General features: G+C 54.9%; 22 protein-coding genes and 2 pseudogenes. 14 read left to right on the forward strand and 10 right to left on the reverse strand.

From position 1 onward, the window contains the following. Positions 1-48: 48 nt before the first annotated feature. The 3 genes from MUN86_RS28620 (at position 49) to MUN86_RS28630 (ending at position 2,594) form a co-directional block, all read left to right on the forward strand. Positions 49-963, forward strand: coding sequence for a helix-turn-helix domain-containing protein (locus MUN86_RS28620; RefSeq protein WP_245127208.1), 915 nt, complete (start codon positions 49-51; stop codon positions 961-963). Positions 964-1,046: 83 nt separating this feature from the next. Next, entirely contained in the window at positions 1,047-2,081 is a 1,035-nt protein-coding gene (locus MUN86_RS28625; RefSeq protein ID WP_245127209.1) for an aldo/keto reductase, read from the forward strand. 36 nt (positions 2,082-2,117) lie between these two features. Next, positions 2,118-2,594 carry a carboxymuconolactone decarboxylase family protein gene (locus tag MUN86_RS28630; RefSeq protein WP_311182540.1) on the forward strand — a complete coding sequence of 159 codons (477 nt, stop codon included), beginning with the start codon at positions 2,118-2,120 and terminating at the stop codon, positions 2,592-2,594. A 111-nt stretch (positions 2,595-2,705) separates the two neighbouring features. On the opposite strand, the gene MUN86_RS28635 is transcribed toward MUN86_RS28630, so the two are convergent. Together MUN86_RS28635 and MUN86_RS28640 are read right to left on the reverse strand one after the other, a co-directional pair. After that, entirely contained in the window at positions 2,706-3,554 is an 849-nt protein-coding gene (locus MUN86_RS28635; RefSeq protein WP_245127211.1) for a helix-turn-helix domain-containing protein, read from the reverse strand. Between the two features lie 87 nt (positions 3,555-3,641). Continuing rightward, complete coding sequence (locus tag MUN86_RS28640; RefSeq protein ID WP_245127212.1) at positions 3,642-4,373, reverse strand: SDR family oxidoreductase; 732 nt, start codon at positions 4,371-4,373, stop codon at positions 3,642-3,644. A gap of 414 nt (positions 4,374-4,787) precedes the next feature. On the opposite strand from MUN86_RS28640, the gene MUN86_RS28645 reads away from it, so the two are divergent. The 9 genes from MUN86_RS28645 (at position 4,788) to MUN86_RS28685 (ending at position 16,711) form a co-directional block, all read left to right on the forward strand. Then, on the forward strand, positions 4,788-7,439 hold the full coding sequence (locus tag MUN86_RS28645; protein WP_245127213.1) for a sigma-54-dependent Fis family transcriptional regulator: 2,652 nt from the start codon (positions 4,788-4,790) through the stop codon (positions 7,437-7,439). A 389-nt stretch (positions 7,440-7,828) separates the two neighbouring features. Continuing rightward, a complete protein-coding gene (locus MUN86_RS28650; protein WP_245127214.1) occupies positions 7,829-8,596 on the forward strand; it encodes an SDR family oxidoreductase in 768 nt (255 codons plus the stop codon). Positions 8,597-9,475: 879 nt separating this feature from the next. Further along, entirely contained in the window at positions 9,476-9,952 is a 477-nt protein-coding gene (locus MUN86_RS28655) for a carboxymuconolactone decarboxylase family protein (RefSeq protein WP_311182540.1), read from the forward strand. A gap of 489 nt (positions 9,953-10,441) precedes the next feature. After that, positions 10,442-10,918, forward strand: coding sequence for a DoxX family membrane protein (locus MUN86_RS28660; protein ID WP_245127216.1), 477 nt, complete (start codon positions 10,442-10,444; stop codon positions 10,916-10,918). A gap of 50 nt (positions 10,919-10,968) precedes the next feature. Next, positions 10,969-11,439, forward strand: a complete 471-nt coding sequence (locus MUN86_RS28665; RefSeq protein WP_245127218.1) for a carboxymuconolactone decarboxylase family protein — start codon at positions 10,969-10,971, stop codon at positions 11,437-11,439. Between the two features lie 13 nt (positions 11,440-11,452). Next, the gene (locus MUN86_RS28670) at positions 11,453-11,875 is read left to right on the forward strand and encodes a GNAT family N-acetyltransferase (RefSeq protein ID WP_245127219.1); all 423 of its coding nucleotides are present in this window, start codon (positions 11,453-11,455) and stop codon (positions 11,873-11,875) included. 96 nt (positions 11,876-11,971) lie between these two features. Further along, complete coding sequence (locus MUN86_RS28675; protein WP_311182542.1) at positions 11,972-12,661, forward strand: sterol desaturase family protein; 690 nt, start codon at positions 11,972-11,974, stop codon at positions 12,659-12,661. A gap of 505 nt (positions 12,662-13,166) precedes the next feature. Then, entirely contained in the window at positions 13,167-13,766 is a 600-nt protein-coding gene (locus MUN86_RS28680) for an FMN-dependent NADH-azoreductase (protein ID WP_245127221.1), read from the forward strand. Between the two features lie 368 nt (positions 13,767-14,134). Continuing rightward, positions 14,135-16,711, forward strand: coding sequence for a cation-translocating P-type ATPase (locus MUN86_RS28685; RefSeq protein ID WP_245127222.1), 2,577 nt, complete (start codon positions 14,135-14,137; stop codon positions 16,709-16,711). 66 nt (positions 16,712-16,777) lie between these two features. Here the strand turns inward: MUN86_RS28685 and MUN86_RS28690 are convergent, their stop codons facing one another. From MUN86_RS28690 to MUN86_RS32725, 3 genes and pseudogenes are all read right to left on the reverse strand, one after another. Next, positions 16,778-17,749: a tyrosine-type recombinase/integrase gene (locus MUN86_RS28690; RefSeq protein WP_245127224.1), complete on the reverse strand. Its 972-nt coding sequence runs from the start codon at positions 17,747-17,749 to the stop codon at positions 16,778-16,780. Positions 17,750-18,227: 478 nt separating this feature from the next. Further along, positions 18,228-19,055, reverse strand: a complete 828-nt coding sequence (locus MUN86_RS28695; RefSeq protein WP_245127225.1) for a helix-turn-helix domain-containing protein — start codon at positions 19,053-19,055, stop codon at positions 18,228-18,230. 6 nt (positions 19,056-19,061) lie between these two features. Then, positions 19,062-19,876: pseudogene (locus MUN86_RS32725) on the reverse strand (oxidoreductase). A 355-nt stretch (positions 19,877-20,231) separates the two neighbouring features. Between MUN86_RS32725 and MUN86_RS28705 the strand changes: the two are divergent. Continuing rightward, complete coding sequence (locus MUN86_RS28705; protein ID WP_245127227.1) at positions 20,232-20,843, forward strand: recombinase family protein; 612 nt, start codon at positions 20,232-20,234, stop codon at positions 20,841-20,843. 490 nt (positions 20,844-21,333) lie between these two features. Beyond that, positions 21,334-22,868: pseudogene (locus tag MUN86_RS28710) on the forward strand (carboxylesterase/lipase family protein). A 346-nt stretch (positions 22,869-23,214) separates the two neighbouring features. Here the strand turns inward: MUN86_RS28710 and MUN86_RS28715 are convergent. The 5 genes from MUN86_RS28715 to MUN86_RS28735 form a co-directional block, all read right to left on the reverse strand. Further along, positions 23,215-23,889: an alpha/beta hydrolase gene (locus tag MUN86_RS28715; RefSeq protein ID WP_245127229.1), complete on the reverse strand. Its 675-nt coding sequence runs from the start codon at positions 23,887-23,889 to the stop codon at positions 23,215-23,217. A gap of 5 nt (positions 23,890-23,894) precedes the next feature. Next, a complete protein-coding gene (locus MUN86_RS28720; RefSeq protein WP_280640686.1) occupies positions 23,895-24,176 on the reverse strand; it encodes an alpha/beta hydrolase-fold protein in 282 nt (93 codons plus the stop codon). 18 nt (positions 24,177-24,194) lie between these two features. Beyond that, complete coding sequence (locus tag MUN86_RS28725) at positions 24,195-24,368, reverse strand: hypothetical protein (protein ID WP_245127232.1); 174 nt, start codon at positions 24,366-24,368, stop codon at positions 24,195-24,197. A 319-nt stretch (positions 24,369-24,687) separates the two neighbouring features. After that, positions 24,688-24,909 carry a hypothetical protein gene (locus tag MUN86_RS28730; protein ID WP_245127234.1) on the reverse strand — a complete coding sequence of 74 codons (222 nt, stop codon included), beginning with the start codon at positions 24,907-24,909 and terminating at the stop codon, positions 24,688-24,690. Positions 24,910-25,137: 228 nt separating this feature from the next. Beyond that, positions 25,138-25,830 carry a CPBP family glutamic-type intramembrane protease gene (locus MUN86_RS28735; RefSeq protein WP_245127236.1) on the reverse strand — a complete coding sequence of 231 codons (693 nt, stop codon included), beginning with the start codon at positions 25,828-25,830 and terminating at the stop codon, positions 25,138-25,140. Positions 25,831-26,130 lie beyond the last annotated feature (300 nt).

Here is a 26,130-nt window from a genome sequence, read left to right on the forward strand (position 1 = left end):
GGGAAAGTACTGTTCGTCCCTTACTGCTAGCTAAAATAGGTGCCTTGCATGGACCTCTCACAAAGCCTCGCTGATTTCCACCGAGCCCACCTGCTACCCTCCGCTAACCTGCCCCGGCGGGCGCTGGACAACCACCAGTTTTTCGTGTATAGCAGTGAGCAAACCGGGCCCCAACTGCTGCCGTACCAACGGCGTGATTTCTACAAAATAACCTTGCTCACGGCGGGCACGGGCCAGTTGCACTACGCTAGCCGCAGCTTGCAAGTAAACCAGCCCGCCCTCGTATTCACCAATCCGCTCGTGCCTTATGCCTGGGAAAAAGAGGCCGGGTCCCAAGGGGCACTGTACTGCTCGTTCACGAACGCCTTCTGGCAGGGAGGGGGCGGGACGAATCCGGCCCTAGCTAGTCTGCCGTTGTTTCAACCCGGCGGCGACCCGGTGTTTTTGCTGGAGTCAGACCAAGTTGCCTCATTGGCGGGCATCTTTCAGCACCTGTGGGACGAGGCTGGTACCGACTACCTCCACAAGGTTGATGTATTACGTCACTATGTGCAACTGCTGCTGCACGAAGCCCGGAAGCTCCAACCACCCACTACTTATGCGGCCCCTACCGACGGCAACGGGCGTATCACAAGCCTCTTTCTAGAATTGCTGGAACAGCAGTTTCCGCTCGAAAACCCGGAGCAGAAACTGCGTTTGCGCACCCCCCAAGACTACGCCGCCGCGCTGGCCGTGCATGTCAATTACCTCAACCGCGCCGTGCGTCACGTCACTGGTCGTACTACCACGGCCCTACTGGCTGGGCGACTCGTGCGCGAGGCCATCACCCTGCTCCATTACTCCACTTGGCCCGTGGCCACTATCAGCGACGCACTAGGATTTGCCTACCCCACCTATTTCAATACCTTCTACAAAAAGCACACCGGCCACACGCCCCGCCAAGCGCGCCAAACGCTGGTTTGAATTGTGAAGGTTTTGGTTTGATAGACAGGTGCAGCTTGGCCGTAAGAGGCGGAATTTTGCCCTGTTCAAACCAATCATCACCCATGAAATACAACCTATTAGGCCTTACCGGGCTGAAAGTATCGCAACTCTGCTTAGGTACCATGGCTTTCGGCGGCCGGGGGATTTACCGAGGCGTAGGCACGCTCGACCAGGCTGCGGCTGATGCCCAGGTTCGCCGCGCGGTGGAGGCCGGCATAAACTTCCTGGACACGGCCAACGTGTATTCCGATGGTTTATCGGAGGAAATCACTGGTCAGGCCATCCGCAACCTGGGCCTGCAGCGCGACGCGTTGGTGCTGGCCACTAAAGTATGCGGGCGCATGGGTCCTGGCCCTAACGAGCTGGGTTTGAGCCGTAAGCATATCCTGCAACAAGTAGAAGGCAGTTTGCGGCGGCTCAACACGGACTACATCGACCTTTACCAGTTGCACGGCTACGACCCACTCACGCCGCTGGAAGAAACCCTGCGCGTGCTCGACGACCTCGTACGTAGCGGCAAAGTGCGCTACCTCGGCGCCAGCAACCTAGCTGCCTGGCAACTGATGAAGGCCCTAGCTAGCTCGGAGCGCCAAAACCTCGAAAAATTCGTGTCGCTGCAAGCTTATTATAGCCTAGCTGGCCGCGAACTCGAACGGGAATTGATTCCACTGGTGCAAGACCAACAGCTGGGCTTGCTGGTGTGGAGCCCGCTAGCAGCCGGCCTCCTCAGCGGCAAATACACCCGCGGCCAGGAAGCCCCCGTTGGTGGCCGGCTCGATGCGGGCAGCTTTATTCCCGTTGACCGCGAAAGAGCTTTTGCCATTCTAGACAGGCTGCGGCCAATGGCTGCCGCCAAGGAAGCCTCGGAAGCGCAGTTGGCCCTGGCCTGGCTGCTGCACCAACCCACGGTGAGCAGCCTCCTTATTGGGGCCACGAGGATAAACCAACTCGAAGACAACCTGCGGGCCAGTGCTATCCCGCTGACACCCGAAGAGCTACAGCAGCTCGACGACGCCAGCCAGCTAGCCCCCGAGTACCCTGGCTGGCTCATTAAGCTAAGCGGCCAGGACCGGCTATCCCAAACAGTTCTTTCTTAACCTAGATTAAGGAGGCGGGGGAGGGGGAGCCGACCTTTGACCCATCATTTACCACTCACTACACGCTTTTCACTCATGCGCGTCAACATCCAACAAACCGAGCCCGAAGCCTTCAAAGCCGCTTACGCCCTCGAAAAGTACCTGGGCCAGTCGAGCCTGAACCCCATCCACCGCGAACTCATGCTGCTGCGCGCCTCCCAGCTCAACGGCTGCGGCTTCTGCCTCAACATGCACGTCACCGAAGCCCGCAAGCACGGCGAGACCGACCAGCGCCTGCACCTGGTCTCGGTGTGGCGCGAAGCCGGCGACTTGTTCACGGCCGAAGAGAAGGCCCTGCTCGCGCTGGCCGAAGAAGTGACGCTCATCAGCGAGCACCACGTCTCGGATGCCACCTACCAGGCGGCGGCGGCCCTCTTCGATGAGCACTACCTGGCCCAGGCCATCGTGGCCATTGCCACCATCAACTTGTGGAACCGCATCGCCATCACCACCCACATCCCCGTCCAGGCCTAAGGGTCCTGGTAATCTGACGCAGGCGGCATCAGCCTGTTCCCATCCAACTAAAACGCTTCGACTTATATAGGTCGAAGCGTTTTGTGGTTTGCAAGCCGCCCAAGAAGTAAACTAACCGACCCTGGCTGGAACCAAGGCTTGGCGGGCCGCCTGGGAGGGATTGTAGCCGAATGCTTGCTTGAAGGTCCGGGAAAAATGCGCCACGTCTTCGAAGCCGACTTCCAAGTAGACGTCGGACGTTTTTTTGCCGGGGAGTAGCAGGGCGGCGTGCGCCGCTTCGAGGCGGCGCTGCCGCAGCCAGAGAGCGGGCGCCATGCCAAAATGCTTGTAAAAGTCGCGTTGAAACGTGGATACGCTACGGCCGGTTAATTGCGCAAACCGGGCAATGGGCACATTGAAAATATAGTGCTGGTGCATAAATGCCGCCAGATCTAGCTTACCCGCCTCGGCGAAGTCGAACAGCCACCCGGCCAAGGCAGGGTCTAGAGTTAGCAAAGCCAGCACGGCTTCGGTCTGTTTGAGGTGAGTTAAAGTTTTCCCCGGATCCATCCCCGGTTCCTCGCCCAGGTATGGCTGCAATGACTGAAACAAGCCACGCAACATCGGGTGCTCCGGCAGCAGGCGAACAGGCTCGTGGGTAGCAGCGTCCGAAGCGGGTAGCGCTTGCTGCAGCGCATAGGCTTGCAAAAACGGCTGGGGGAGCAAGAGGAATATAGCCTGGAAAGGGCCCTGGCCTGGTACTGGACGTTTCTCTAATTTGACCAGCGTATTGCGGCGCAGCAGCACCGTGTTGCCAGCTTGGTAATGATGCGCGCCAGCTGCTGCTACCAGCCGCATTTCACCCGCCACGATGTGGCACAGGGTGTGGTCGGGCACGTAGGCTTGCGGAACACAGTGTTTGTCCGGCTTTCGCACAAACAACACGTCGGAATCAAGTTTCGGGGAAGGGAAATTATTCATAGACGTATGAAGGCTAAACTACCGAATGGCCGTAACCCAGCTGAGTTACCGCCCTGTTCGAGAGTCCAGAGCGGGGTGAACCAACTCTTACATGGGCTGATCCAATGGGCGGATAAGCAAATCGTTCACGGCAACATGGGCGGGCTGGCTGAGCAGATACACCACAGCATTGGCGATGTCGTCGGCCGTCAGGCGCTGCATGGGGGGCATCTGGCTGACCATGGCCCCAATCTTTGGGCTGGTAATATCATGACCAAGCTCGGTCATAACAGAGCCCGGGTAAATTGTCGATACTTTGATCTGGCCGGCCAACTCCTCGCGCAAGGTTTCCATTACGGCCCGAACGGCAAACTTGGTTGCGCTGTAAACGCCCGTTCCAGCGTGGGTTTTAAAGCCCGCCGTCGAAGAAGTAGCCAGGATGTGACCGGTACCCCGTTCCAGCATGTGCGGCAGGACGGCCTGGATCCCGTAGAGTACGCCTTTGAGGTTGATGTCGATCATCCGCTCCCACTCTTCCACTTGGTACTCGTCGAAGAAAGAAACCGGCATCACGCCGGCATTGTTCCAGAGCACGTCTACGCGCCCGAAGCGGGCAATAGCTTGCTGAATCAGATTATCCATGTCGGCGCGCTGACTCACGTCGGTCCGGACATAATGAGCATGTTCGCCGAGTTCGGCCACCAAAGCTTGGAGTTGATCTTCACGGCGGGCGGCGAGCACCACTTTGGCGCCCAGTTGGACGAGTTTGCGGGCGGTAGCGGCTCCCATACCGCTACTCGCTCCCGTGATGACAACAACTTGGTTTTGCAGGTTTTCCATGGCAACAGAAGAATTAAGTACCCGGCAAAGGTCTTGGCTGGCTGCAGGAATTAGTTGTCTCAGTTGGTCATACTTTGTTGTCTGCAACGGTCATTTGCACGGACCTAAGCGTTCCGTTCTGAACCGTTATTCGGCTAGTATATTAGGTTGTTAATATGTTCCTCCGGTGAGCTTTAGCAAGTCCTACGCGAGCTTTACTTTCACTACCTGATTCAGCCCACTTGCTGCAGCTTGGTAAAGCAAGTGCTGATGGTTCAGGACTGCGCTTTTAACCAGTTTAATACTAGTGGAGCACCTAACTGAATATCCCCATTTGCTAGTTGCCCACTTAAGTAGCAAAAGAATTTGAGTATTGGATTTCTGAAAACTTGGGGCCGTTTTAATTACTCTCTCAGCTGCGCTAACTATACCCTCATGGATGCCGCATCAAAAAACGTCGACGACCTAAATGCTAAAAAGGCGGCCGGCAGCCCTTCTTCTGGTACCCTGCGTAAGCAGCTTGCCACCTACGAGCAGGAGAGGACGATCTTACTGGCCTTGGGAGATGACATCACCAAAGTGCGCGAGAAGGGAGACCTGATTGCCTTGTTCTCTTCCCGGCTCAAGGGGTTGTTCTACTTCACGCACACCATCGTGATGTTAGTTGACCAGCACAAGCAAACCTATACTCCGTTTCTGCTGGACCCGAATTCCTCTCCGATCAAGGACCACCCCGATTATGCAGAGCTTATAAAAAAAGTTTTCCCGCTTGACGCACCAATCATCAGCCAGGTTACTGAGGCGGATGGCCCGCTAACCTTTCAACTGGAGAAGATTCTGCATACTCCCGAGCTTCCCTCCTTTATTCGAATCAACTACGAGCGGGGCATTAGGGAAATGATGATTACGCCGCTGAAAAGCAGAATGGAAATCATCGGCTTCATCTTGGTCTATTCCGATAGGGCTGACAGCTTCACGAGCGAATTCAAAGCCCTGATGCACGGCATCGCCCCGCAGCTGTCGAGTGCCGTATTGAATATAATCATCAACGAGGAAATCGACCGCAATGAACGCGTAAACGAAGTGTTGCTGTCATTGAGCAACGAGATGGTAACTGTTCGAAACAGACCGGATCTGCTTCGTGTCATCAACACGAAGTTGAAGAAGCTCATTGATTTCTCGCACAACGTTATGACGGTGTTAGAGGAAAACGGCGAGACCTACAAAGCTTTTCTGACGGACCCCAACTCGAAGTCGAAAGACTTTTCCAAGTACACGGAAGCCATTTCAATACCCTACCCCGTTAACGACGGCATTTATAACGTTGCCGTCGCCTCCGACCAGCCTTTACTGTTCGACATCCGGTCGCTCGACTTGAGCGCGGCTCCGCTTTGGCTTAAGCTTAACCATGCGGCGGGGGCCCGGGAGATGCTGATTAAAGTGCTGCCGGAAGATGGAACCCCCAAACATTGCCTTATTCTGTTTGCGGACAAACTCAATAGCTTCAGCGACGAGGGCATCAACATTGTAAACCGAATTTCCAGTCAATTAGCGACGGCCGCGCAAAATATTACCGCTAACGAAGCGATTCTCAGCAAGGAGCAAGAAAAGTCCTTCCTGCTGGATTTCAGCCAGGACATTGCCGGTGTCAGGACCAAGGACGACCTGCAAGAAGCCATCACCAGTGTGTTGCAGCGCGTGTTGAATATACGCTTGGCTATGATTCGGCTTATTGAGGACGATGGCATAAGTCTGAAGCCGTATATGTACGACAAAACCTTGTTTCACGGCACGGAAGATGCCTTCACTGCGCTCTTTTCCCAAACCATATCCATTGACGAATATCTTACCGCGAAAGTGCTCAATAGCAAGTGCCCGGTCATATTCAATGTGGAAGAAGAGGATAAGAAAGGCAAGAGCGCTCTGTACCTGAATTTGTGGAAGAAGATCGGGCTGAAAAATGCCTACGGAGCGCCCCTACGGGTGGGAGACAAAAATATTGGCACGCTGTGGCTGTTAACCGATGAAATAAACCTGACGTTGTTAAAAGGGATTTGCGCGCAGATATCTATTGCCATCGCCAACATCCAGGCCAATGAGAAGGTGCTAGCCTACAAGCAGCAGTTGGAATTCGAAAACGACCATCTCAAAGAGCAAATAAAATCCATTTATAACTTCTCGGAAATCATCGGTAGCGGACCGGAGATGAACAAGGTTTACCAACTCATGTCCCGCGTAGCAGAATCCAACTCCACGGTGCTCATCTTAGGAGAAACCGGCACTGGGAAAGAACTTATTGCTCGCGCTATCCATAATGCATCACCAAGGCAGAACAAGCTGATGGTGAAGGTAAACTGCGCAGCGCTACCAGCGAACCTAATCGAGAGCGAGTTGTTCGGTCACGAGAAAGGCTCGTTCACCGGGGCATTCGATCGGCGAATTGGCAAGTTTGAGTTGGCCAACAACAGCACCCTGTTTCTAGATGAGATTGGGGAAATGCCGCTGGAACTGCAAGTGAAATTATTGCGCGTTATTCAGGAACGGGAGTTGGAACGGGTTGGCGGCAAAACGACGGTCAAAGTGGATGTTCGAATTATTGCGGCTACTAATGTAGATCTGGAAACGGAAGTGAAAAACGGCAAATTCCGCGCGGACCTTTACTACCGTTTAAACGTGTTTCCCATCCATTTGCCCCCCCTTCGGCAGCGCCCGGAGGATATTGCACCGTTAGCTAATTTCTTTTTGGCCCGTTACAGCAAACTGTCGGGAACGAAGATGACGGGTATTGCTCCTAAAGTCCTGCAGCAACTGCGGGCTTACGCGTGGCCCGGCAATGTTCGAGAGCTAGAGCACTTAATTGAACGGAGCGTTTTGTTGGCGAATGACAGTGTATTGCGGGAGATTAATTTACCGAAAGGGCGCAATGACAATCAAGACCAGCCGGACACTTTCGCTAACAGTACGTTGGAGAATTTGGAGCGCCGCTACATCATCGAGGTCTTGAAACGGTGCAGTGGTAAAATTGCCGGGCGGGCGGCGCCGCAGAAGTCCTGGCCATCCCCTCCACGACGCTGCATTCCAAAATGAGCAAATTGAAGATTGCGAAGAGCGAGTATTTCACTAAATAATAGTGCCGGGTATCGGGCGAGGCTTACCTGTTCACTTAGTAAGCCCTGGTTAATAATCTTATGCCAAGCAATCGCGTAGCCCAGCAGGAAAAAACGAGTGGCCTAAATCCTCGATATATCGTGGGTTGAAGCACGGTTCCACGTAATACCGAGTACTAACAACGGCTACTTCTATGTAAGTAATTGATTGTCAACAGTATAATTTATGGCATCTAGCTTGTATTCGTTTTCAGGCATTGTCAAGGAGAGCAAATCAGTAGCGTATTCCGGAAAGCTGATCTCCAATCCAATAGCAGGAAACTCTTTACAAACCTGGCCTAACTAAAAGGGCCAAAAAACAAGCTAGTTATGAAAATTGTAGTCATCGGTGGTAGCGGGCTCATCGGAAGTAAGGTTGTGGATCGGCTTCGCCAGTTGGGCCACGAGGTAGTGGCGGCTTCTCCTACATCTGGGGTAAACACAGTGACCGGGGAGGGCTTACCCGCGGCCTTGGCTGGCGCGCAAGTGGTGGTGGACGTCGCTAATTCGCCTTCGTTCGAGGACCAGCCGGTTATGGAGTTTTTTCAGAAGTCGGGCCGTCACCTGCTCGCGGCCGAAGCTACCGCCGGCGTTCGGCACCACGTCGCGTTGTCGGTAGTAGGTACTGAGCGCTTACAGCAAAGCGGCTACTTCCGCGCCAAATTAGTGCAGGAGAATCTTATTAAAAGCTCCGGCATTCCGTATACCATTGTGCGCGCCACCCAATTCATGGAATTCCTGGCTTCAATAGCTGCCTTTTCTACGACGGGAAATGTCGTTCGTGTTTCCCCGGCCGGTATCCAGCCAATTGCCGCTGACGATGTAGCCGATGCCCTGGTAGATGTTACCCTCAGACATCCACTTAACAGCATTCTCGAAATAGCAGGCCCGGAGCTGTTCAGCCTAAGCGCCCTTATCCGGCGCTACTTAGCGAAAAAGGAAGATCCTCGCCATGTTATTGCTGACAGCCATGCCCAGTATTCCGGCGCTGATTTAGATGAGTTAACGCTTGTGCCAGGCAAAGATGCGCGCCTAGGTAAAATCAATCTCGAGACGTGGTACGCCAATCAGCCAGTTATGGCTCAACCGTTAACGTAGCACCAACCTGTTAACCGCCTGCCTGTTGGAACGAAGAGAACGGCCTTGGTTCACGAGCCTAGTACAAGGTCGCTCACGTTTATGCCGTATTCTTACGACTACAGGCCAACAACGCGACGAGTCAACGGACAGCTACCGGCTTATATAGCATACTGGCCCAGAAAGCTAAGGAATTGATTAATTGATCAAACAGGTTGAACCGATTCATTTTTCACTTCTGAATTGATGGCCAGCCATAAGTGAAATAGCGGTAGGTGCAGGCTGTGACCCACCTTAAACGAAGCACGCTTGTCAACTATTTCTCGACCACCACTTCGCTGTAAGCCGAACTGACTGTTCGTCGCCACCCCCCGATTACTGATAAAAAGTGCGGCTGCTTTGTTTCCCATAGCACAATACCCCGCTGGCTTCCAGTTGCCAACTCCCTGACGGCTTAACGTGAACGGGTTACCAAGGGTAGCTAACCTAAGTTTTCAGTGGCTAGCACGAGGCTCTCAACAGGCCCAAATTTGTACACAGCCATCATCCTTACGCAGTAGCAGCAAGGCAACCCTAATCCTTAGTGATGAAAAGTCGTGCTCGGGTCCCTTTTTTACTGGTGCTCGCCTTTGCTCTGTTAGGGCTTCTTGGGTGCCAAGCGTTTGCAAGCTTCTTACATGCGGGCGGATGCATGCTCTTAGTGGGGCTCCTGGTAGGGGGTGCGCTCTATGTTGCCGAGCGAAATCATCACTAGCCCTGAGATACTACTTCTGCTACCAGGATTCTACAATAGTCAGCAGCTGGTAACCAAGCGCTCTTGACGTATTCTCACACCTGCTTCCACGGTGTATACGCCGTTCTTAATCTAGATTAAGGAGGCGGGGGAGGGGGAGCCGACCTTTGACCCATCATTTACCACTCACTACACGCTTTTCACTCATGCGCGTCAACATCCAACAAACCGAGCCCGAAGCCTTCAAAGCCGCTTACGCCCTCGAAAAGTACCTGGGCCAGTCGAGCCTGAACCCCATCCACCGCGAACTCATGCTGCTGCGCGCCTCCCAGCTCAACGGCTGCGGCTTCTGCCTCAACATGCACGTCACCGAAGCCCGCAAGCACGGCGAGACCGACCAGCGCCTGCACCTGGTCTCGGTGTGGCGCGAAGCCGGCGACTTGTTCACGGCCGAAGAGAAGGCCCTGCTCGCGCTGGCCGAAGAAGTGACGCTCATCAGCGAGCACCACGTCTCGGATGCCACCTACCAGGCGGCGGCGGCTCTTTTCGATGAGCACTACCTGGCCCAGGCCATCGTGGCCATTGCCACCATCAACCTGTGGAACCGCATCGCCATCACCACCCACATCCCCGTTCAGGCCTAAACTGGACAGGTTGCACCAACCCAATAGCAGCAGTAAATCCGGCCTGCAGCGCAGCATAAGCGAACTTCGGTACTTAGTTCGCTATACTAACCCGGAAAGGAATGACTGATACGGTAGCGACCGAGTAATTTCTAGCGTAGGCTGTGCCACCAAAGAATTGAGGCCGCGCTCTGTCCTTAATTTATTAGTATTGACGGAGGCAATAGCTTGCCCCCAGCAGTCAAGCTGTATTCTATCCCTAGGACGCTGCAAGCAGGATTTTTTCCTGGCGTATCGTTCAGCCAAGCCTAGCAAGTGAGCTAGCTTAAGCTAGGAACTGCAGGTTAACTACTAGCGCATTGTAGCCGTGCTCTTGGGCCAGGCCAGGTTGTTAACTGGTGGAGTGGTAGGCAAGGCGGTTTAGTAAGACGAAGCAGCGAGTCTACAGGCCTACTCTCCCCAGCTTACAGCTAAATCTGAGGCCCCCACGCGCTTATTCCCCTTTTTATTATGCTGAAACGTCCGGCATACATCTTCACCTTTGCCCGCTTGGCTTTAGGAATCGAGTTGCTGTCAGCCGTAGCTGACCGGCTCGGCCTATGGGGAGCTCCAGGTCACCCACACGTGGCCTGGGGTGACTGGAGCCATTTTGTGGCCTATACTGCCCAGGTTAATTCTTATTTACCCCTGGCGTTGATTCCTGCTTTGGCCGTGCTGGCCACTGCGGCCGAGTTAGTACTTGGCACTTGTTTGCTACTAGGCTTGAGTACCCGGCTGGCGGCTAGGGGAACGGGGCTGCTAACGTTGGCTTTTGCGCTTGCTATGACCATTTCTTTCGGTCCTAAAGCGCCTCTGGACTACTCCGTGTGGGCCAACGTAGCGGCTGGTCTGCTGCTCTCTCAAGCTCCCGGTTACCCTGGAGCCTGGATGCCTGGTGGGCCAATCAACATCCTCAACGGCCCTACAGCATCTTTTAGCCGCCTCTAGCGGACTACAAATCATTTTACTGACTCCCCTTATTTTACCAGCTGCTTTTCATGTCTGAAACTTCCCTTGCCAGCCCCGTAGTACCGCAGCCCCGCTTCACGCTGCATGCTGTCGAGCCTCAAGCCTATGCCGGTTTGCTGCTGCTTGATCAGCACCTGGCCCAGTCGGCCCTAACCAAAACGCACTGGAACTTAATTAAGGTGCGCACCTCGCAAGTAAACGGCTGCGCCTACTGCATTCAATCCCATTCCCAGGAAGCGCTAACGCACGGTGAAACCGACAAACGCCTGCGCGCGCTGCCAGCGTGGCGCGAGTCACCCTATTTCACCGACGAGGAGCGGGCCATTTTAGCCTTCACCGAAGAGGTAACATTACTGATTCCGCACCACCTCTCCGATGCAACCTACGAGGAAGCCGTGCGCCTGCTGGGCGTGCCCTACGTAGCCCAAGTGCTGCTGGCAGTAACCAACATGAACGCTTGGAACCGGCTCGGCATCGCCGCTCGCCTTATTCCCGCTTGAGTCCGCCCCTCCCATGTATTCCATTCAGACTGCAACCACCGACGCGCAAATTCTGGCCTGCTGGTCGGCCATGCACCACTTACGCCCAAAACTGGTGAAGGAGACATTCGTCGCGCAAATCCGGGCCATGCAGCAACAAAGCTACGAATTGCTTTATGTGCTGGATGACCAGCAGGTGGTAGCTGTGGCAGGCTTTCGTTACTTGCACCAACTCTTTGCGGGGCGGGTCCTCTACATCGATGATCTGGCTACGCTTCCCGCTGCGCAGCATCAAGGCTACGCGAGCGGCTTGCTCGACTACATCCACAAGCAAGCGCAGGAGCGCCACCTAGATGGAGTAGCGCTCGATTCCGGCCTCGATAACGAGGTAGCCCACCGCCTCTACCAACACAAAGGCTTTATGAAAGTGGCTTTCCACTTTATTCAACGCGCTTAGCGCATTGCCTACTGATTACTGCAGGGGTATGCTTGGGCTGTTTGGCCATTGTGAGGAGCTCACTCTACGTCATATTCCTCTCTCTTACTGTTGTTTATGAACTCCTTGAATTCAGCTGCTTCCACTGCTAACGATAGCGTTCGGCCCAAGCATAAAGGTTCGGCTCAACTTTTCCAGAACCCACTGCTCGAGCGACTCTCTCACACGCACATTGCGTGGCCGGTTGGTATTTTTCTTGGTACGGCCCTGATGAGTGGATACTACGGCTACACGCACGGCTTTCTGCGGGGAGTCTCGGCGCTGGGCCTGTTCCTGGCGGGTTGGCTGTTGTTCACTTACCTCGAGTATATAGTACATCGCTATCTCTACCACCTTTCCACCACGACTGCCCGGCGAGCCAAGCTGCAATACACGATCCACGGGGTGCATCACGAGTTTCCCAAAGACAAGACTCGTCTAGCAATGCCCCCAATTATCACGGTGTTTGTGGCCTCGCTCTTGTTTTTCATCTTCCGCCTCGTGTTCAGCAACTGGGCATTCGGCTTGTTGGCTGGCTTTACGTTTGGCTACGCCTCGTACCTGTTTGTGCATTATGCCATTCACGCGTACGCCCCCCTAAGAATTTTCTGCGGGTGTGGTGGATTCACCACAGCCAGCATCATTATCGCCAAGAACAAGTGGCCTTCGGGTATCGAGTCCTTTGTGGGACCATCTGTTGGGAACAATGCCTGCCCGCCAAGCGCACGTCAAGTTCGACCGAGCTACCCTTCAAAAGTTAGAAGGTAAAAATATCGCGGCTCATTAAACGCAAAGCAAAGCTGTGAAGCCTGAACGGGTTATTTCAGTAGAGAATGGGCTACCTGCTGGGTAAGAGGAAGTTAATCTTTTCTTCGAGCTAATTAGCAGTAGCAACCACTAGCTAACGGTAGAGCCGGTTTCATTGCGAAAGGGCAATCGCTGGCCTTTCAAACCATCCTTAAGAATAGTTTTTTTAGCGGCCAGCCGCTTCCGCAGGTACAGGCTACGTCCACCGAAAATCAAGTATCCCTTTAGAGAGGTAGACCCCGGATCTACCTAAAGGACTATCCTTGCCCGCCGAAGCCCGGCTGGATGTCCTTGTCCCTGACCGCAAAGCGCTGCATTGCCTTAAGTTTTACTAGCAAACACAGACCGGATCAATTGCTGTGGGCGCGTGCAGATCCGCGCCAATACATTCCGAAAATTTTTTGCTGCCCTGCTGCTGACCGCAGCCTAGGCCAGGCCATTGCAAAACAACCCTTCCCCATTTTTCATGAAAGTTCTCGCAGTTAATTCGAGTGGCCGTAGTAGCCAACATTCCGTAAGCCGTCAATTGGTTGATGCTTTGATTGAAAAGCTCGGCTCTCACCACCGCGATTTGAACGTCACGTACCGCAACGTGGCGGAAGGGCTGCCATTGGTACATGAGTCATGGATCGAAGCCATGTATACGCCCGCTGATCGGCGTACCCCGGAGCAAAACCAATTACTAGCCTTTTCTGATGAGCTAGTTGACGAGCTTGACGAGCAGGACGTGTTGATTTTGGGGGCTCCCATGTACAATTTCAACGTTTCCGCTTCCCTCAAAGCTTATATTGATCTGATTTGTCGGATTGGCCTGACTTTCAAGTTCTCGGCAGAAACCGGATTGGAGGGTTTGCTTAAGGGAAAGAAAGCGTATATCGTTTTCACTTCGGGGGTAGTCGAGGCCGGTAGTACTCAGGATCTGGTAACGCCTTATCTTAAACTAGTGCTCGCTTTTATAGGCATTACGGAAACAGAAATCATTGGGGCTGGGAGCCTCAAGCTATTGGGGAATAGCCCCATTAAGGCGGCTCTTGAAGCCATAGATAACATTTATGAAACCGCTTGAGATATTGCCTTCATAGCGCTGAGCACCGGTGGAAAAGGTCTTTTGAAGGAGTGAGCTTTTCCACTGGTGCTTGTTTCTCCTACCCATTGAATAACGGCGCCTACACTTGCCGCTAAAATGTGGTTGCAGCCCGCGTAGTAGGATAATAAAACCCGCCTGCAGTAGGAAAGGAAAAAGTTTCCCTACTAACCTTGCGCGCTATTGCGATAACCTCACTGGGGCACCTTGGTCGGCTCGAAGATATTGGTGGAGTGGCTGTGTTTTAAGCTTCAGAAGTTGCTCGCGTTAGTGTCCAGCGGCTAGTTCCTGCGCTCACCTCCACGACGCATTTACTTATTTGCTCAGGCTTGCTTAATCCTGCTTCTCGTATGGAGTATCACCTGCACTCAGCTGCCGAGGTAGCCCAAGACCTGCATACCTCCCCCGGCGGCCTCGACCCGGCAGCAGTTCACCAGCGGCAAGCGCAATACGGTCCCAATCAGATAACCGACGGCCAAAAGAAAACGGTACTTCAACTGCTGGGGCGCCAGTTCACCGACGTCATGATTTTGGTGCTACTGGCGGCGGCTTTGCTTTCCGGAATAATCGGCGAGCTCAACTCTGCCTGCGTTATTCTGGCCATCGTGCTGCTCAATGCCCTGGTTGGGTTTGGGCAGGAATACCGGGCCGACCAGGCCATGGCCGCCCTCCAGAAGATGGCCGCCTACCAGGCGGTCGTAGTGCGCGGGGGGCAACCCCTGAAAGTGGCGGCCGCCGACCTCGTACCGGGCGACGTGACCTTGCTCGAAGCCGGCAACGTTATTCCCGCCGATGTGCGCTTTGTGGAAACGCACGCGCTGAAAGTGGATGAGTCCTCGCTGACCGGGGAATCCAACAATGTCGTTAAAATCTCGCCGGCCCTGGCGGCGGGCGCTTATCCGCTGGGCGACCGGCTTAATCTAGGGTACAAGGGCACTTTCGTTACCAACGGCCGGGCTACGGCGTACGTGGTGGCCACCGGCATGCACACCGAGCTCGGCAAAATTGCCCAACTCATCCAAACCACTGAAACCGCCACGCCCCTGCAAAAGCGGTTGGCAGTGTTTGGCAAGTGGCTGGCCGGGGCGGCGCTCGCGTTGTGCGTACTCTTTTTCGGGCTGGGCTGGTTGCGGGGCGAGCCGCTGCTGAATCTGCTGCTAACATCTATTTCGCTGGCTGTAGCTGCCATTCCCGAAGCCTTGCCGGCGGTGGCCACCGTAGCCCTGGCGCTGGGCGCCAAACGGTTGGTAAGCGCCCACGCGCTGGTGAGCAAGCTGCCCGCCGTTGAAACGCTGGGCTCGGTTACCTACATCTGCACCGATAAAACCGGCACGCTGACGCTCAATCAGATGACGGTAGCCGAAATCTACGAGGCGCCGGCCGTCACGCTGCCGGGCCTGGAAGAAAACAACGCGCTGCTGCTAGCCATGGCCCTCAACAACGACGTCACCCCCGACGAGCAGGGCAAGGCCTTGGGCGACTCCACCGAAGTGGCGCTAGCCGGCTACGCTGCCGAGCAGCAGTACGCGCGTCCCGCGCTCGAAAGCCAGTTCCCGCGCTTAACCGAACTGCCTTTCGATTCCGAGCGCAAATGCATGAGCACACTGCACCAAACCAAGCAGGGCGTGCTCGTTGTCACGAAAGGCGCGGCAGATTCCCTATTCGCGCAGCTAGCGGCCAGCCAGCAGGCCGCTATTCCCGATCTGCAGCGCCGTGCGGAAGCGCTGGCCAGCCAGGGACACCGGGTGCTTGCCTACGCAGGCAAGCTGCTGCCCGAACTGCCGCTCGACTTGACCCCGGGCGCCGTGGAAGCCGACTTAACGTTTCTGGGGCTGGCCGGGCTGATCGACCCGCCCCGCGTCGAAGCCCGGCAGGCCGTAGCGGCCTGTAAAGCCGCCGGCATTACCCCAGTTATGATCACCGGCGACCACAAGCTGACGGCCCAAGCCATTGCCGAGAGTTTAGGCCTTATCGCTTCCGCCCAAGACCTGGTGCTGACCGGGCCCGAACTTACGGCGCTCGATGAGTTGGCGTTCAGCGTCCTGGTGGAAAAAGTACGGGTGTACGCCCGGGTTGATCCCTCCCAAAAGCTGCGCATCGTCCGCGCTCTGCAAGCCCGGCAGCAATTCGTAGCCATGACCGGCGACGGCGTTAACGACGCGCCGGCCCTCAAAAATGCCGACATCGGCATAGCCATGGGCATCACGGGCACCGAAGTAGCCAAGGAAGCGGCCCACCTGATTCTGCTCGACGACAATTTTGCCACCCTTGTGACGGCCGTCGAGCACGGGCGGCGGGTCTACGACAATATCATCAAGTTTATTCGCTACATCATGGCGGGCAACCTCGGCGAGCTATTGGCGATTATGCTGGCTCCTTTTTTCGGGTTGCCCATCCCCTTGCTGGCCATTCATATTTTGTGGATCAATCTCGTTACCGATGGCTTGCCCGCGCTGGCGCTGGCCTACGAGCCGGTTGAAGCGGGCACTATGCAGCGGCCGCCCATTAAGCCCACGCAAACCATTATGGCGGCCGGCACGGGCTGGTTTATGGCATGGGTGGGACTGTTAATTGCCGCCCTCACGCTGGGGACCCAGGCCTGGGCGATTCAAGGCGGGCTAACGCACTGGCAAACCATGACCTTCACGGTGCTTTGCTTCAGTCAACTGGCCAACGCGCTGGCCGTACGGTCACGGCGGGTTTCCCTGTTCCACCAGGGTTTGGGATCCAACCTGCCCCTGCTGGGTGCCGTGGGACTGACCTTCGGGCTCCAACTACTGGTGGTGTACGTGCCGTTCTTGAATGTGCTCTTCCACACGCAGCCCCTTTCGGCGCGCGAGCTGGGGCTGACAATGCTGCTGGCGAGTGGGGTGCTGTGGGCGGTGGAACTTCAGAAAGTAGCAGCGCGCTGGCAGTCGTCCTTATGAACCACATAAAGATCCAGTTTTGCTATTCTCCCATAAGGTCCGATACCCCTTACTTCTCGGTGGATTCTACAAACCGAGGAACTTGGCGGCATTGAAACGCTTGACGTCGTCTAAGCGGGCATAGCGCTCGATCATGGCGTCGGTCTTCTGCTTGGTCTGGTTCTTAATGGCCTTGTTGGACTGGCCGGCCTCGACGGCAATGGTGACAAAGGAGGCCCGCAGCGAGTGAGCCGAGTACTGAGCTCCTAGGTGCTGCTGCACGAGCTTGTTGGCGCTGATGTCGGAGAGGCGAAACGGGGAGGGCTGCGCCACCTGCTTAGGCACGCGCTTCAGGGAGACGAACAGCGGGCCCGTGTTGTGGCCAAGCACGTCGAGCCAGGCCTGTACCGAGCGCACGGGACAGTAGCGGTCATCGGGGGCGTAGAAGACGGCTTTGTCCTCGACCTCGCCGAACTGGTTGGTTTTGCTCTTGTCGAGGTGGATCATCAACGCTTGCGGGGTGAGCTCGAGGTGCTCGACGTTGAGGGCCACCAGCTCGGAGCGGCGGAAGGCGCCGGCAAAGCCGAGCAGCAGCAGGGCCCGGTCCCGCAGCCCGGCCGGGGTGGTCAAGTCGAGGCCGTTGATGGCGCGCTTGAGCTCGTCAACACTGAAGGCGGGGGCTTGCTTCTGGCGCTTGCCCAGCACCCGGGTGATGCCTTCGAGCACGACGGCCAGCTGCTTGGAGTCGGTGGGCGTCTGGTAGCCGGCCAGCTCGTGGGCTTTGGCGATGGCCGAGAGGTGACGGCGGATGGTAGCCAGCTTGCGGGGCTGGTCGGCTAGGTGCGTCACGTACTGCGCGACGGTGGGTACGGCGGCGGGCAAGTGCTCGAGGTCATGGTCGCGGCAGTACTGCTCGAAGGTGCGCAGGTCGGCGGCATAAGCCCGGCGCGTGTTGGCTGCGCCGGCTAAGCCGACCTCGACGTAACGGGCCACCGCATCCGAGACCGACGACAAGCCCGCGGGCAGCAACGTCGTGGAAACCGGGATCATCTCACTCATAACACGGGACAGTAGGCGGTCTCACGCACTCCTTATTATAAGGAGTGCGTGAGATTGAAGAAAAGACGAAAAAAGAACGATTTGCGAAGGTAGTGATCTTGGTTATGATAATGAAGGCTTATCATAACCAAGTTGTCAAATCTATCTCCGCCACTTAAGCATTAAAGGAGCCTCGCTTAGAAAAAGCAAATAAGACGCATAATAATGCAATTATATTGATAATATTATATGTTATGATGAAAAGTGCAATTATTGGTTTTAACATCCGAAGTGAGTATCCCACATCTGCAGTTCATCGCTACGGGCACATAGTTCCCCGCTCTTGGCGCAACGTGGCAGAATTCAGTAAGTGGCTGCCTAAGCTATCGAGGATTTTATGATCCGACTCGAAGTAACAGAACACGGCCAATCGACTCTAGACTTAATACAGAAAAGTTTTCGCTGTTGAGATGAAAAACACTGGAATGCCTAGTACTTATCAGTGGCTGGTACTCCTAGCTTGGTCCGTCAATTCGGTTGGCGTGAGGCCAAATGTTTTTTTAAAAGCGAAGGAGAAGTGTGACAGGTTCTCAAACCCCACTTCTAAATACACCTCGGAGGGCCGCATGTCGCGCTGTGAAAGGAGATAGTGCGCTTGTTCCAACCGCTTTTGTTGCAACCACTTTTCCGGCGTCGTATTGAATATTTTGGTGAAATCTCTTTTAAAAGTAGAAAGGCTACGCCCCGCCAGTTTAGCAAACGATGCTAAGGAGATGTTGTACTTGAAATTATGATTCATGTACGTTTCCAAATCTAGCTTATGCGGCTCCTGAAAATCAAATAATAAAGTTTGGCAGCTATTATTCGTTTGCATTAATAACTCAATTGCTTCGTATGTTTTCAATTCCGCAATTTTCGCACTCAGTTTTTTGGGGTCATCTCTATACGGTAATAGCGAGTCAAAAAAGCCTTTCAAGAATAAATTATTGGTTAGGTCAAGCATCGCTTTTCCCCGATAAGTATTTTGCTTGGGAATGTTATTTTCGGTTGCGTATTGATGTAACGTTTTTTGCTCCAGGAATACGCTGATTAGCGACGGCGACTCCCCATTGGGTCCAACCTTTTTTAGCTTTTTAAATAATTCATTCCGGCGCATTAAACATATTGTTCCTTCTCTCATTACAAAGGATCCCTCGTTGGAAAAATAATGCGACTCGCCGGACAGCATGATTCCGAGCGCATGGTCGGGAAAGTAATGTTCGCTGCTTTGCAGTTTTTGATGGCCCTGGGCATAAAGGATATTATGCTGCAGAAAGACGGTGTCCATACTTCCCTAGTTTAGTTGGCTCATAATTAATTTATCCAATTGCTTGTCGGGCAAAATCCTTTTCAAACATAACAAAAGCGAAGAGGCCAGTTGGGACGTGGTGTATCGTGCTTTGGGACGTTTGGCTTCGATTCCCTTCTTGACTAGTTCCGCGATGACGATGGGTTCGGCTACATCCTTCGCTAGTCGGGTAAATAGAGTATGAGTTTTCGTCGTCAAGTCTTGGTACGCGGTGTGGCCCGATACTTTCAGCAGAATATCCGTAGCCACAGTGCCCCATTCCGACCGGGTGGCGCCGGGCTCCACCACGATCACGTCAATGCCAAATTCCTTCACTTCATTGCGCATACTATCGCTCAACGCTTCCAGCGCAAATTTGCTGGCGTGATACCATCCCCTAAAGGAAACGCAATCTTGCCGCCAACCGAGGAAATGTTGACGATCTTGCCGTAGCGGTTTGCCCGCATTTTCGGCAACACCAGTTGGGCCAAGCGCATGGCCCCAAATACATTCACTTCCATTTGATAGCGGGCCTCGGGCAGGGGCAGATCTTCGATGGCCCCTTCCAAGCCAAAGCCAGCATTATTCACCAAAATGTCTAGGCCACCTTCTGCTGCGAAAATTTGCTGGACGCACGCCACCACGCTGTCGTCTTGGGTTACATCCAGCATAATTGGAGTAATGCCATAGCTTGTCAACGCCCGCATTTTATCGGTTCGCCGCGCGCCCGCATACACCGTATAGCCCTGTTGGGCGAGATATATTGCCGTCGCCTGGCCAATGCCAGCCGATGCGCCCGTTACTAAGACTATCTTTTTCATAGGGTTACGAGGTAGGTTGCTGAGTAAAATCTACTTAGCAAAGGTACCCTGAGGGCTACCGGCGCTGGTTTGGTGAAACGTCCAAGTTTGTATGCTGAAAAGGTCACCGGACCATTTCGCTGAACAAGTGAGAAGTAACCCACTTGCCCACTTGAAAAGGCGGTGGGCAGAGAACAAGCAATAACGCTTCTTGCTGCTAGGTCACTTCCAGAGGGGAGCACCTACCCAAGGAACAGGCCCCTACTTGACGCTCGTATGTCTCGCTACGGGATCCTTGACTGAGTCATGAAAAGAGGTTTTCAAATGTCGAGCTCAATGGCTACCTTCTTCCTGCTTTCACATCAGTAAATAGGATATGATTTGGGGCTATGCACGGGTATCGACGCCAGACCAACAGTTGCATTTGCAGCTCGATGCCCTGCGCGCCTATGGCTGCCAGGAAGTGGTGAAAGAGAAAGCCTCGGCCGTCAAGGAACGGCCCGCCCTGCGGGAGCTGCTCGACCAGCTGCAGCCCGGGGACACGTTGGTAGTCTGGAAGCTCGACCGGCTCGGACGCTCGCTCAAGCACTTGGTCGAACTCGTGCTCGGCTTTCAGCAACAACAAGTTCAGTTGGTGAGCTTGCAGGACCACTTGGACACGACCACCGCCCAAGGCCGCTTGATGTTCAACCTGTTTGCCTCGCTGGCCGAGTTCGAGCGGGACCTGATCCGTGAGCGCACCTTAGCCGGCTTAACGGCCGCCCGGGCCCGGGGCCGCCAGGGTGGGCGACCGCCGGGCTTGAGCAAAGTAGCCCAACGCAAAGCCGAAGCGGTCAAAACCTTGTATTTACAGAAAGACAAAACGACGGCTGACATTGCTCAGCTACTCGGCATTGGCCGCTCCACCGTCTATCGTTATTTGGACCTACTCGGGGTGGCTACGGGCTCGCCCGCGAGTTCGGCTTATCCTAGTAACACGCAGCCGTAGCGGACCGCTGGCCTCGCTAGTCGTGTGGCCTAATAGCGGTAATTAGCCCCCGCTCTATCGCTAAGCTAAACGCCAGATTCCGTCCCTCGCTCCTCTGCTCTTCTCGCCAGCGATAGATGACCTGCGCCGTGTCTGCCCGAATGACGATACTCGTGGGGGTGCTGCGCAGCACGAAGTGGATCTCCCCGGCTTACGTGTAGATGAGGAGATCGTAATTCATGCCTTCTGTTAGATCATCGTGCTGCGGGTAGGCCGGTAAGGACAGGCGCTTCAGGCATAAGTGGTTTATTGCCCGCAAAATGGCGGCAAGACAACTCGTTTGTCGACCCAACAGAACGTAAAGATGACGAGGTTTACTATCACCATTCCCGCGAAGCTGCCGGGCAATGCACACCCTGTTTTAAGGTTTTAGGCTTCCTGCTATCAATCAGCCAACGTTTCCTATCTGTATGGCCCGTTCAAGCAGTTGCCAACCTCAATACCGTATCCCATGAAGACCTTACTAGCTTTGTTTTTCCTGTCCCTTTTCAGTGGTGCCGCTTTGCCCGATTTCGATGCGGTACGCGTTGACGGCGGTCTGATTTCCGGCACGCTTAATAAACAGGGGGACGTCCACATTTTTCGGGGCATTCCCTTCGCTGCTCCCCCAATTGGGGATTTACGCTGGAAAGCGCCTCAGCCCGTCCGGCCCTGGACCGGCGTTCGACAATGCGCGGCCTTCGGGGCGAGTCCGGTGCAGGCCGTACCCAAACCGTTTGGCCCCTGGAGTGCCGAATTCCTGATCCCCGGGCAGCCCATTAGCGAAGATTGCCTGTACCTGAATGTGTGGTCGGGCGCGAAAACTGCCCGGGAGAAACGACCGGTGGTCGTCTGGATATATGGGGGCGGCTTTACCAGTGGGGGCAGTGCGTGTCCGATTTATGATGGCGAAGCGACGGCCCAAAAAGGGGTGGTGTTCGTGAGTGTCAACTACCGGGTCGGACCCTTTGGCTTCTTTGCCCACCCTGACCTGAGCAGGGAGTCGGGCCGCAAGGCCTCCGGCAACTACGGGCTACTGGATCAGCTAGCGGCCTTGCAGTGGGTGAAAAGAAACATTGCCGCCTTCGGGGGCGATCCAGCCAACGTCACGATTGCGGGCCAGTCCGCGGGGGCGATGAGTGTGAACTGCCTGGTCGCGACCCCCTGGCCAAGGGGCTCTTCAACAAAGCGATTGCCGAGAGTGGGGCCAATTTTTCTACGCCGCATCCCACCCTTGCGCAGGCCGAAGCAAATGGGGTGAACATGGCGCAGGCCCTAGGCGTCGTGTCGCTGGCCGAGCTCCGCGCAAAACCCGCCGAGCAAATCCTGTCTAAAGCGCAGGGCCGCGGCCCCATTATCGATGGGTATGTGCTGCCCGAGTCGATTGCAGCTATTTTTGCGGCGGGCAAAGAAAACGACGTGGCCTTGCTCACCGGCTGGAATGAAGACGAAGGCATGGCGTTCGGCCCGCCCAAAAGTGCCGAGGAGTACCGCCAACAGATTCAGTTACAATACGCCGAGAAGGCCGCGACCTTTTTGACGTACTATCCGGCCGCGACCGATGCGCAGGCGGCCAGCTCGCAACGCGCGGTTTCCCGCGATATGATTTTTGGGGTCCAGAACTACCGGTGGGCCACCCTGGCCAGCCAGCAACAGCAGCCGGTGTACGTGTACCGATTCACCCGGCAAGTGCCCGCTACGGGTCAATATGCGCCCTACGGCGCCTTCCACACCGCGGAAGTGGCGTATGCGTATGATAATTTGCGCTTTATCGATCACCGGCTTCGGCCGTTGGAACCGGCCGATGCGCATCTGGCCCGGGCGATGTCGGCATATTTTGTCAATTTCATCAAGACGGGCAACCCCAATGGGAAGGGCCTGCCGCAGTGGCCCGCCTTTACGACCCAAACCAAGCGGATTATTTTGCTGGACACCCCCATAGGGGAAGCGGCGTTGCCCGACGGGGCGGCGCTTGATTTTCTGTTCTCTGAGATGAGCAAGCGATAATCGACGGGAAGCACCTACTTCCCCTGCCGATGAGAGCGAGAGGGGAAAGAGAGGGTCTAGGTGGAGGGTCCCCGGGCGTGGCGGCCGCTGCGGCACCCTCCACCCACAGCGCGGCCAACCGCTAAGGCTGACAGCCGCTGCCGTGGCCTTCAGGGAAGACGTACGGGCAAAGAGAGCGGCGGAGCCTGAGCGCCCCGGCACAGCGATGGGTTTTGGTGGCCCTATTCCTCCGGGTCAGCCCATTGACTGAATTTTTAGTTAGGGCTATAACTCTTCAACCCTCACTTACCCGTTTTTTTATCGTTTACTAAGGCTTCCAACTTGCCTTTGGTTTCCGGCATTGGCTTCAAAGCCAAGGCTTTTTGAAACACTCGATCGCTTTCGTTTTATTCCTTATTTCCAGATAATAATCACCCAATGAATCATAACAATTGGCGCTACCCGCATTATTAGCCACGTTGAGTTTAAATAACCTTTCGGCCTTTTTAAACTGCTTAGCCCCTAGCATTTGATAACCCAAGCTGTTGACCTGACTTTCACTTGGTTTAATGACGTATCCCATTTGTTCCGATACCTTCTTATAATGGGTTACCAATAATGCTTCTAAATCAAAATTGGGGTTTTTCAATTCACTGTCGTAAATTTTTAATTTATAAAAATCATAAATAAATCGGAGCGCATCATATTCGCCGATCAACCGAACGGACGCATGATTGTCGTTTTCATAAAACTTGTAGTGAAAGCCCAATCCATTTCTCTTATTTTTAGAAAGCTCTTTTACAAACGTAAGATTGCTACGAAGCAGGGCCGTCGCAGCGCTGGTATCTTGTTGAACGCTGAGCGTATCCACTCCTCTTTCCAACCGATTGGCCATCGCGACAAACAGTCTTTTTCCTTTGTATTGGTGAGCCGGTAAAAGGGTGGCCGCTTCCTTGACCACTTTTTGATCGTTCCACCACAACGCCCCATCGAGCGAAACATAGGAGTTAAATAAATTCGGCTGGTGCAACAACGTATTCACTACGGTCAAGCCCCCACGGAATGACCAATTAGGGTCCTATACGTTGTGGTGGGATACGTGGCATCGATGTAAGGAATCAGTTCTTTTTCGACAAAAGACATGAATTGCTCACCCTTGCCCACCGCCGTAGGATACTCCTTATCCGTGCCCGTGGTGAGTTCGCTCAATCGATCGGCATGAGCGATTCCAACAACGATCACGGGCGGGCAAAGGCTGGATTCTTCCATATGCTCCACAATACTTACGACGGCGTTAAAATTCTCCGGTCCGTCAAGCAAATAAATCACCGGATACTGTCCTCTATTCTAGATTCTATTTCCCCCATTGCTTGCAGGAATATGAATCAGGAGCGTGCGTTTTTGCCCTAATATTTTTGAGGGAATGGTTTGCTCAAAGCCGAGGGTAAAGGGGCTCATTTCCTGCGCCCTGGCATAGAAAGAAAGGAAGAGCAAGGCCGTCAGGTGGAGAAAAAATTTCACTGGACTAGGGAAGTAAAAGACGAGAAAGAAAACCGATGGGGAGCCGTGAAGCTAAACACTGCATCCCTTGGGTAGGGAGTAACGCATCGCCCATGTAAGCCACGAGGCCATGTTAATGGTGCGCCATACAGGCCATGCGGGTTGTAGCCAACGCCTGGGAAAGGATGTAAAAACCACGGGGTCAAGAAGGCGCGCGGCACCTGTTGGAACCTGAGAAACTAGGGGCCCAACTAGGATTTTTGGCCCATGTTTTTACCCCAGACCAACCAGCGGTGGCCTGGGGTAAAAGCGTTAAAGAGCGGCACAGGTAACTCGAAATTTACGCGTTCTTCTTGGGGCGTCCGGGCCCTTTACCAGTACCGGCACTCTGGGGCTGGCGCTCCTTTTTAGTAGGCGTGTAGCCTGGCTCTAGCATCTGGCTGATCTCGCCCAACAGGACCTCGATCTGGTTCATGTTCTTGCGTACCCGCTGCAGCAGGGCTTCGTTGGCTTCGGCATTCTGAAGTAGTTCTTGCAGCTTGGACAGGTCGAGGTTGGCCATGAAATAGAGCAGTGTGGATGAGGTGAATGCATGAAGTAAAACAGATCTGCCAAGATAGGGAAGCATATCGCATAATAGGTTAGGCGCTATACTTCAGGTGTATCATAACCGAGTTGTAAAAAGCGGTTTCCACCCGTGAAGCTTTGTATCACTACTTGAACGGTACTCGGCAGGTGTTACCTTTCATTTATCATTTTGCATCCGGCCCTCCTAAAGTGCACCACCCGCTTAGCCGGCGGCATGGCCGAGCGAAAGACAGCCATTCATCAGGCAGTGCACGAGCGCGGCCACCCAGGCCGAACCCGTGCGCTCGCGCACCCACAAGAAAAACGTCCCCATGCCCAACTGGAACAGCACCGTGAGCAACGGAAAATGGGTCGGCGACCACCAGGCCCGCACGTAGCGCCAGAAGTCCGCCCCGAAGCCGAGTTCAAAGAGGCGGTCGGGGTAGCCTAGCCCATGGCCCAGCGTGAAGAGCAGCACCCCGACCACCCCGCCCCAACTCGTGCGTGTGCCGGGTAGCGGCAGCGTGCGGGGCAAGCCGGGGGCGAGCAGCCCCAGCAGGGCGCCGCGGTAGAATAACTCTTCGTCCAAGCCCGGTAAGGTCAGGTAGTAGAGGTGCTGGACGGCGGTTAAGGGCAGAAAGGCGAAGCGTGAGGCGTAGGCTTCGATCAGTAGAGCGGCAGCCACGATCAGCACGGCCGGCGCGATGGCTCGTACCGAGCCGGGGGCTGGCCGAACCAGGCCGGCTGCAGCGGGCGTGGTGCGCCGCCACAGGTATACCCAGCCTAACGAGCAGAGCACCCCGGCTCCCTTCCCGAGCCCATTCAAGGGCGCAGGCCAGGCCATCTCGCGCAGCCAGGTGACGGGTACCAGGCCAAGCCAGTAGGCCCACACCGTCCAGGGGGGTATCAACCACAACGTATACAGGTGCACGACGCACGCCACGGCGGCCCAGCCGAGCAGGCGGGGCGCCGCCCGCCAGGGACCTAGGCACAGACCCACACAGAAGCCTGCCCACAACAGGCCCCAAAACAGGATTGTAGCCCCTCAATAAGCGACATAGAACAATACTAGATAATAGAGGTAGCGCCTCAACAACGAGGCAGGGCGGCTCACCGGTATAGCGCGTCCTTCAGGGCGGGTCACTCTTTACCAACTACACGGACAAAAACGGGCTTGACAGTAGCTAAACGGACGTTTAACCAATGTGACACAAGC

Source organism: Hymenobacter volaticus, from assembly GCF_022921055.1.
Taxonomy (GTDB): Bacteria; Bacteroidota; Bacteroidia; order Cytophagales; family Hymenobacteraceae; genus Hymenobacter; species Hymenobacter volaticus.

Coding starts and splice junctions, on each gene's coding strand:
- MUN86_RS28620 (WP_245127208.1), top strand. CDS start 49: ATGGACCTCTCACAAAGCCTCGCTGATTTCCACCGAGCCCACCTGCTA.
- MUN86_RS28625 (WP_245127209.1), top strand. CDS start 1,047: ATGAAATACAACCTATTAGGCCTTACCGGGCTGAAAGTATCGCAACTC.
- MUN86_RS28635 (WP_245127211.1), bottom strand. CDS start 3,554: ATGAATAATTTCCCTTCCCCGAAACTTGATTCCGACGTGTTGTTTGTG.
- MUN86_RS28640 (WP_245127212.1), bottom strand. CDS start 4,373: ATGGAAAACCTGCAAAACCAAGTTGTTGTCATCACGGGAGCGAGTAGC.
- MUN86_RS28645 (WP_245127213.1), top strand. CDS start 4,788: ATGGATGCCGCATCAAAAAACGTCGACGACCTAAATGCTAAAAAGGCG.
- MUN86_RS28650 (WP_245127214.1), top strand. CDS start 7,829: ATGAAAATTGTAGTCATCGGTGGTAGCGGGCTCATCGGAAGTAAGGTT.
- MUN86_RS28660 (WP_245127216.1), top strand. CDS start 10,442: ATGCTGAAACGTCCGGCATACATCTTCACCTTTGCCCGCTTGGCTTTA.
- MUN86_RS28665 (WP_245127218.1), top strand. CDS start 10,969: ATGTCTGAAACTTCCCTTGCCAGCCCCGTAGTACCGCAGCCCCGCTTC.
- MUN86_RS28670 (WP_245127219.1), top strand. CDS start 11,453: ATGTATTCCATTCAGACTGCAACCACCGACGCGCAAATTCTGGCCTGC.
- MUN86_RS28675 (WP_311182542.1), top strand. CDS start 11,972: ATGAACTCCTTGAATTCAGCTGCTTCCACTGCTAACGATAGCGTTCGG.
- MUN86_RS28680 (WP_245127221.1), top strand. CDS start 13,167: ATGAAAGTTCTCGCAGTTAATTCGAGTGGCCGTAGTAGCCAACATTCC.
- MUN86_RS28685 (WP_245127222.1), top strand. CDS start 14,135: ATGGAGTATCACCTGCACTCAGCTGCCGAGGTAGCCCAAGACCTGCAT.
- MUN86_RS28690 (WP_245127224.1), bottom strand. CDS start 17,749: ATGAGTGAGATGATCCCGGTTTCCACGACGTTGCTGCCCGCGGGCTTG.
- MUN86_RS28695 (WP_245127225.1), bottom strand. CDS start 19,055: ATGGACACCGTCTTTCTGCAGCATAATATCCTTTATGCCCAGGGCCAT.
- MUN86_RS28705 (WP_245127227.1), top strand. CDS start 20,232: ATGATTTGGGGCTATGCACGGGTATCGACGCCAGACCAACAGTTGCAT.
- MUN86_RS28730 (WP_245127234.1), bottom strand. CDS start 24,909: ATGGCCAACCTCGACCTGTCCAAGCTGCAAGAACTACTTCAGAATGCC.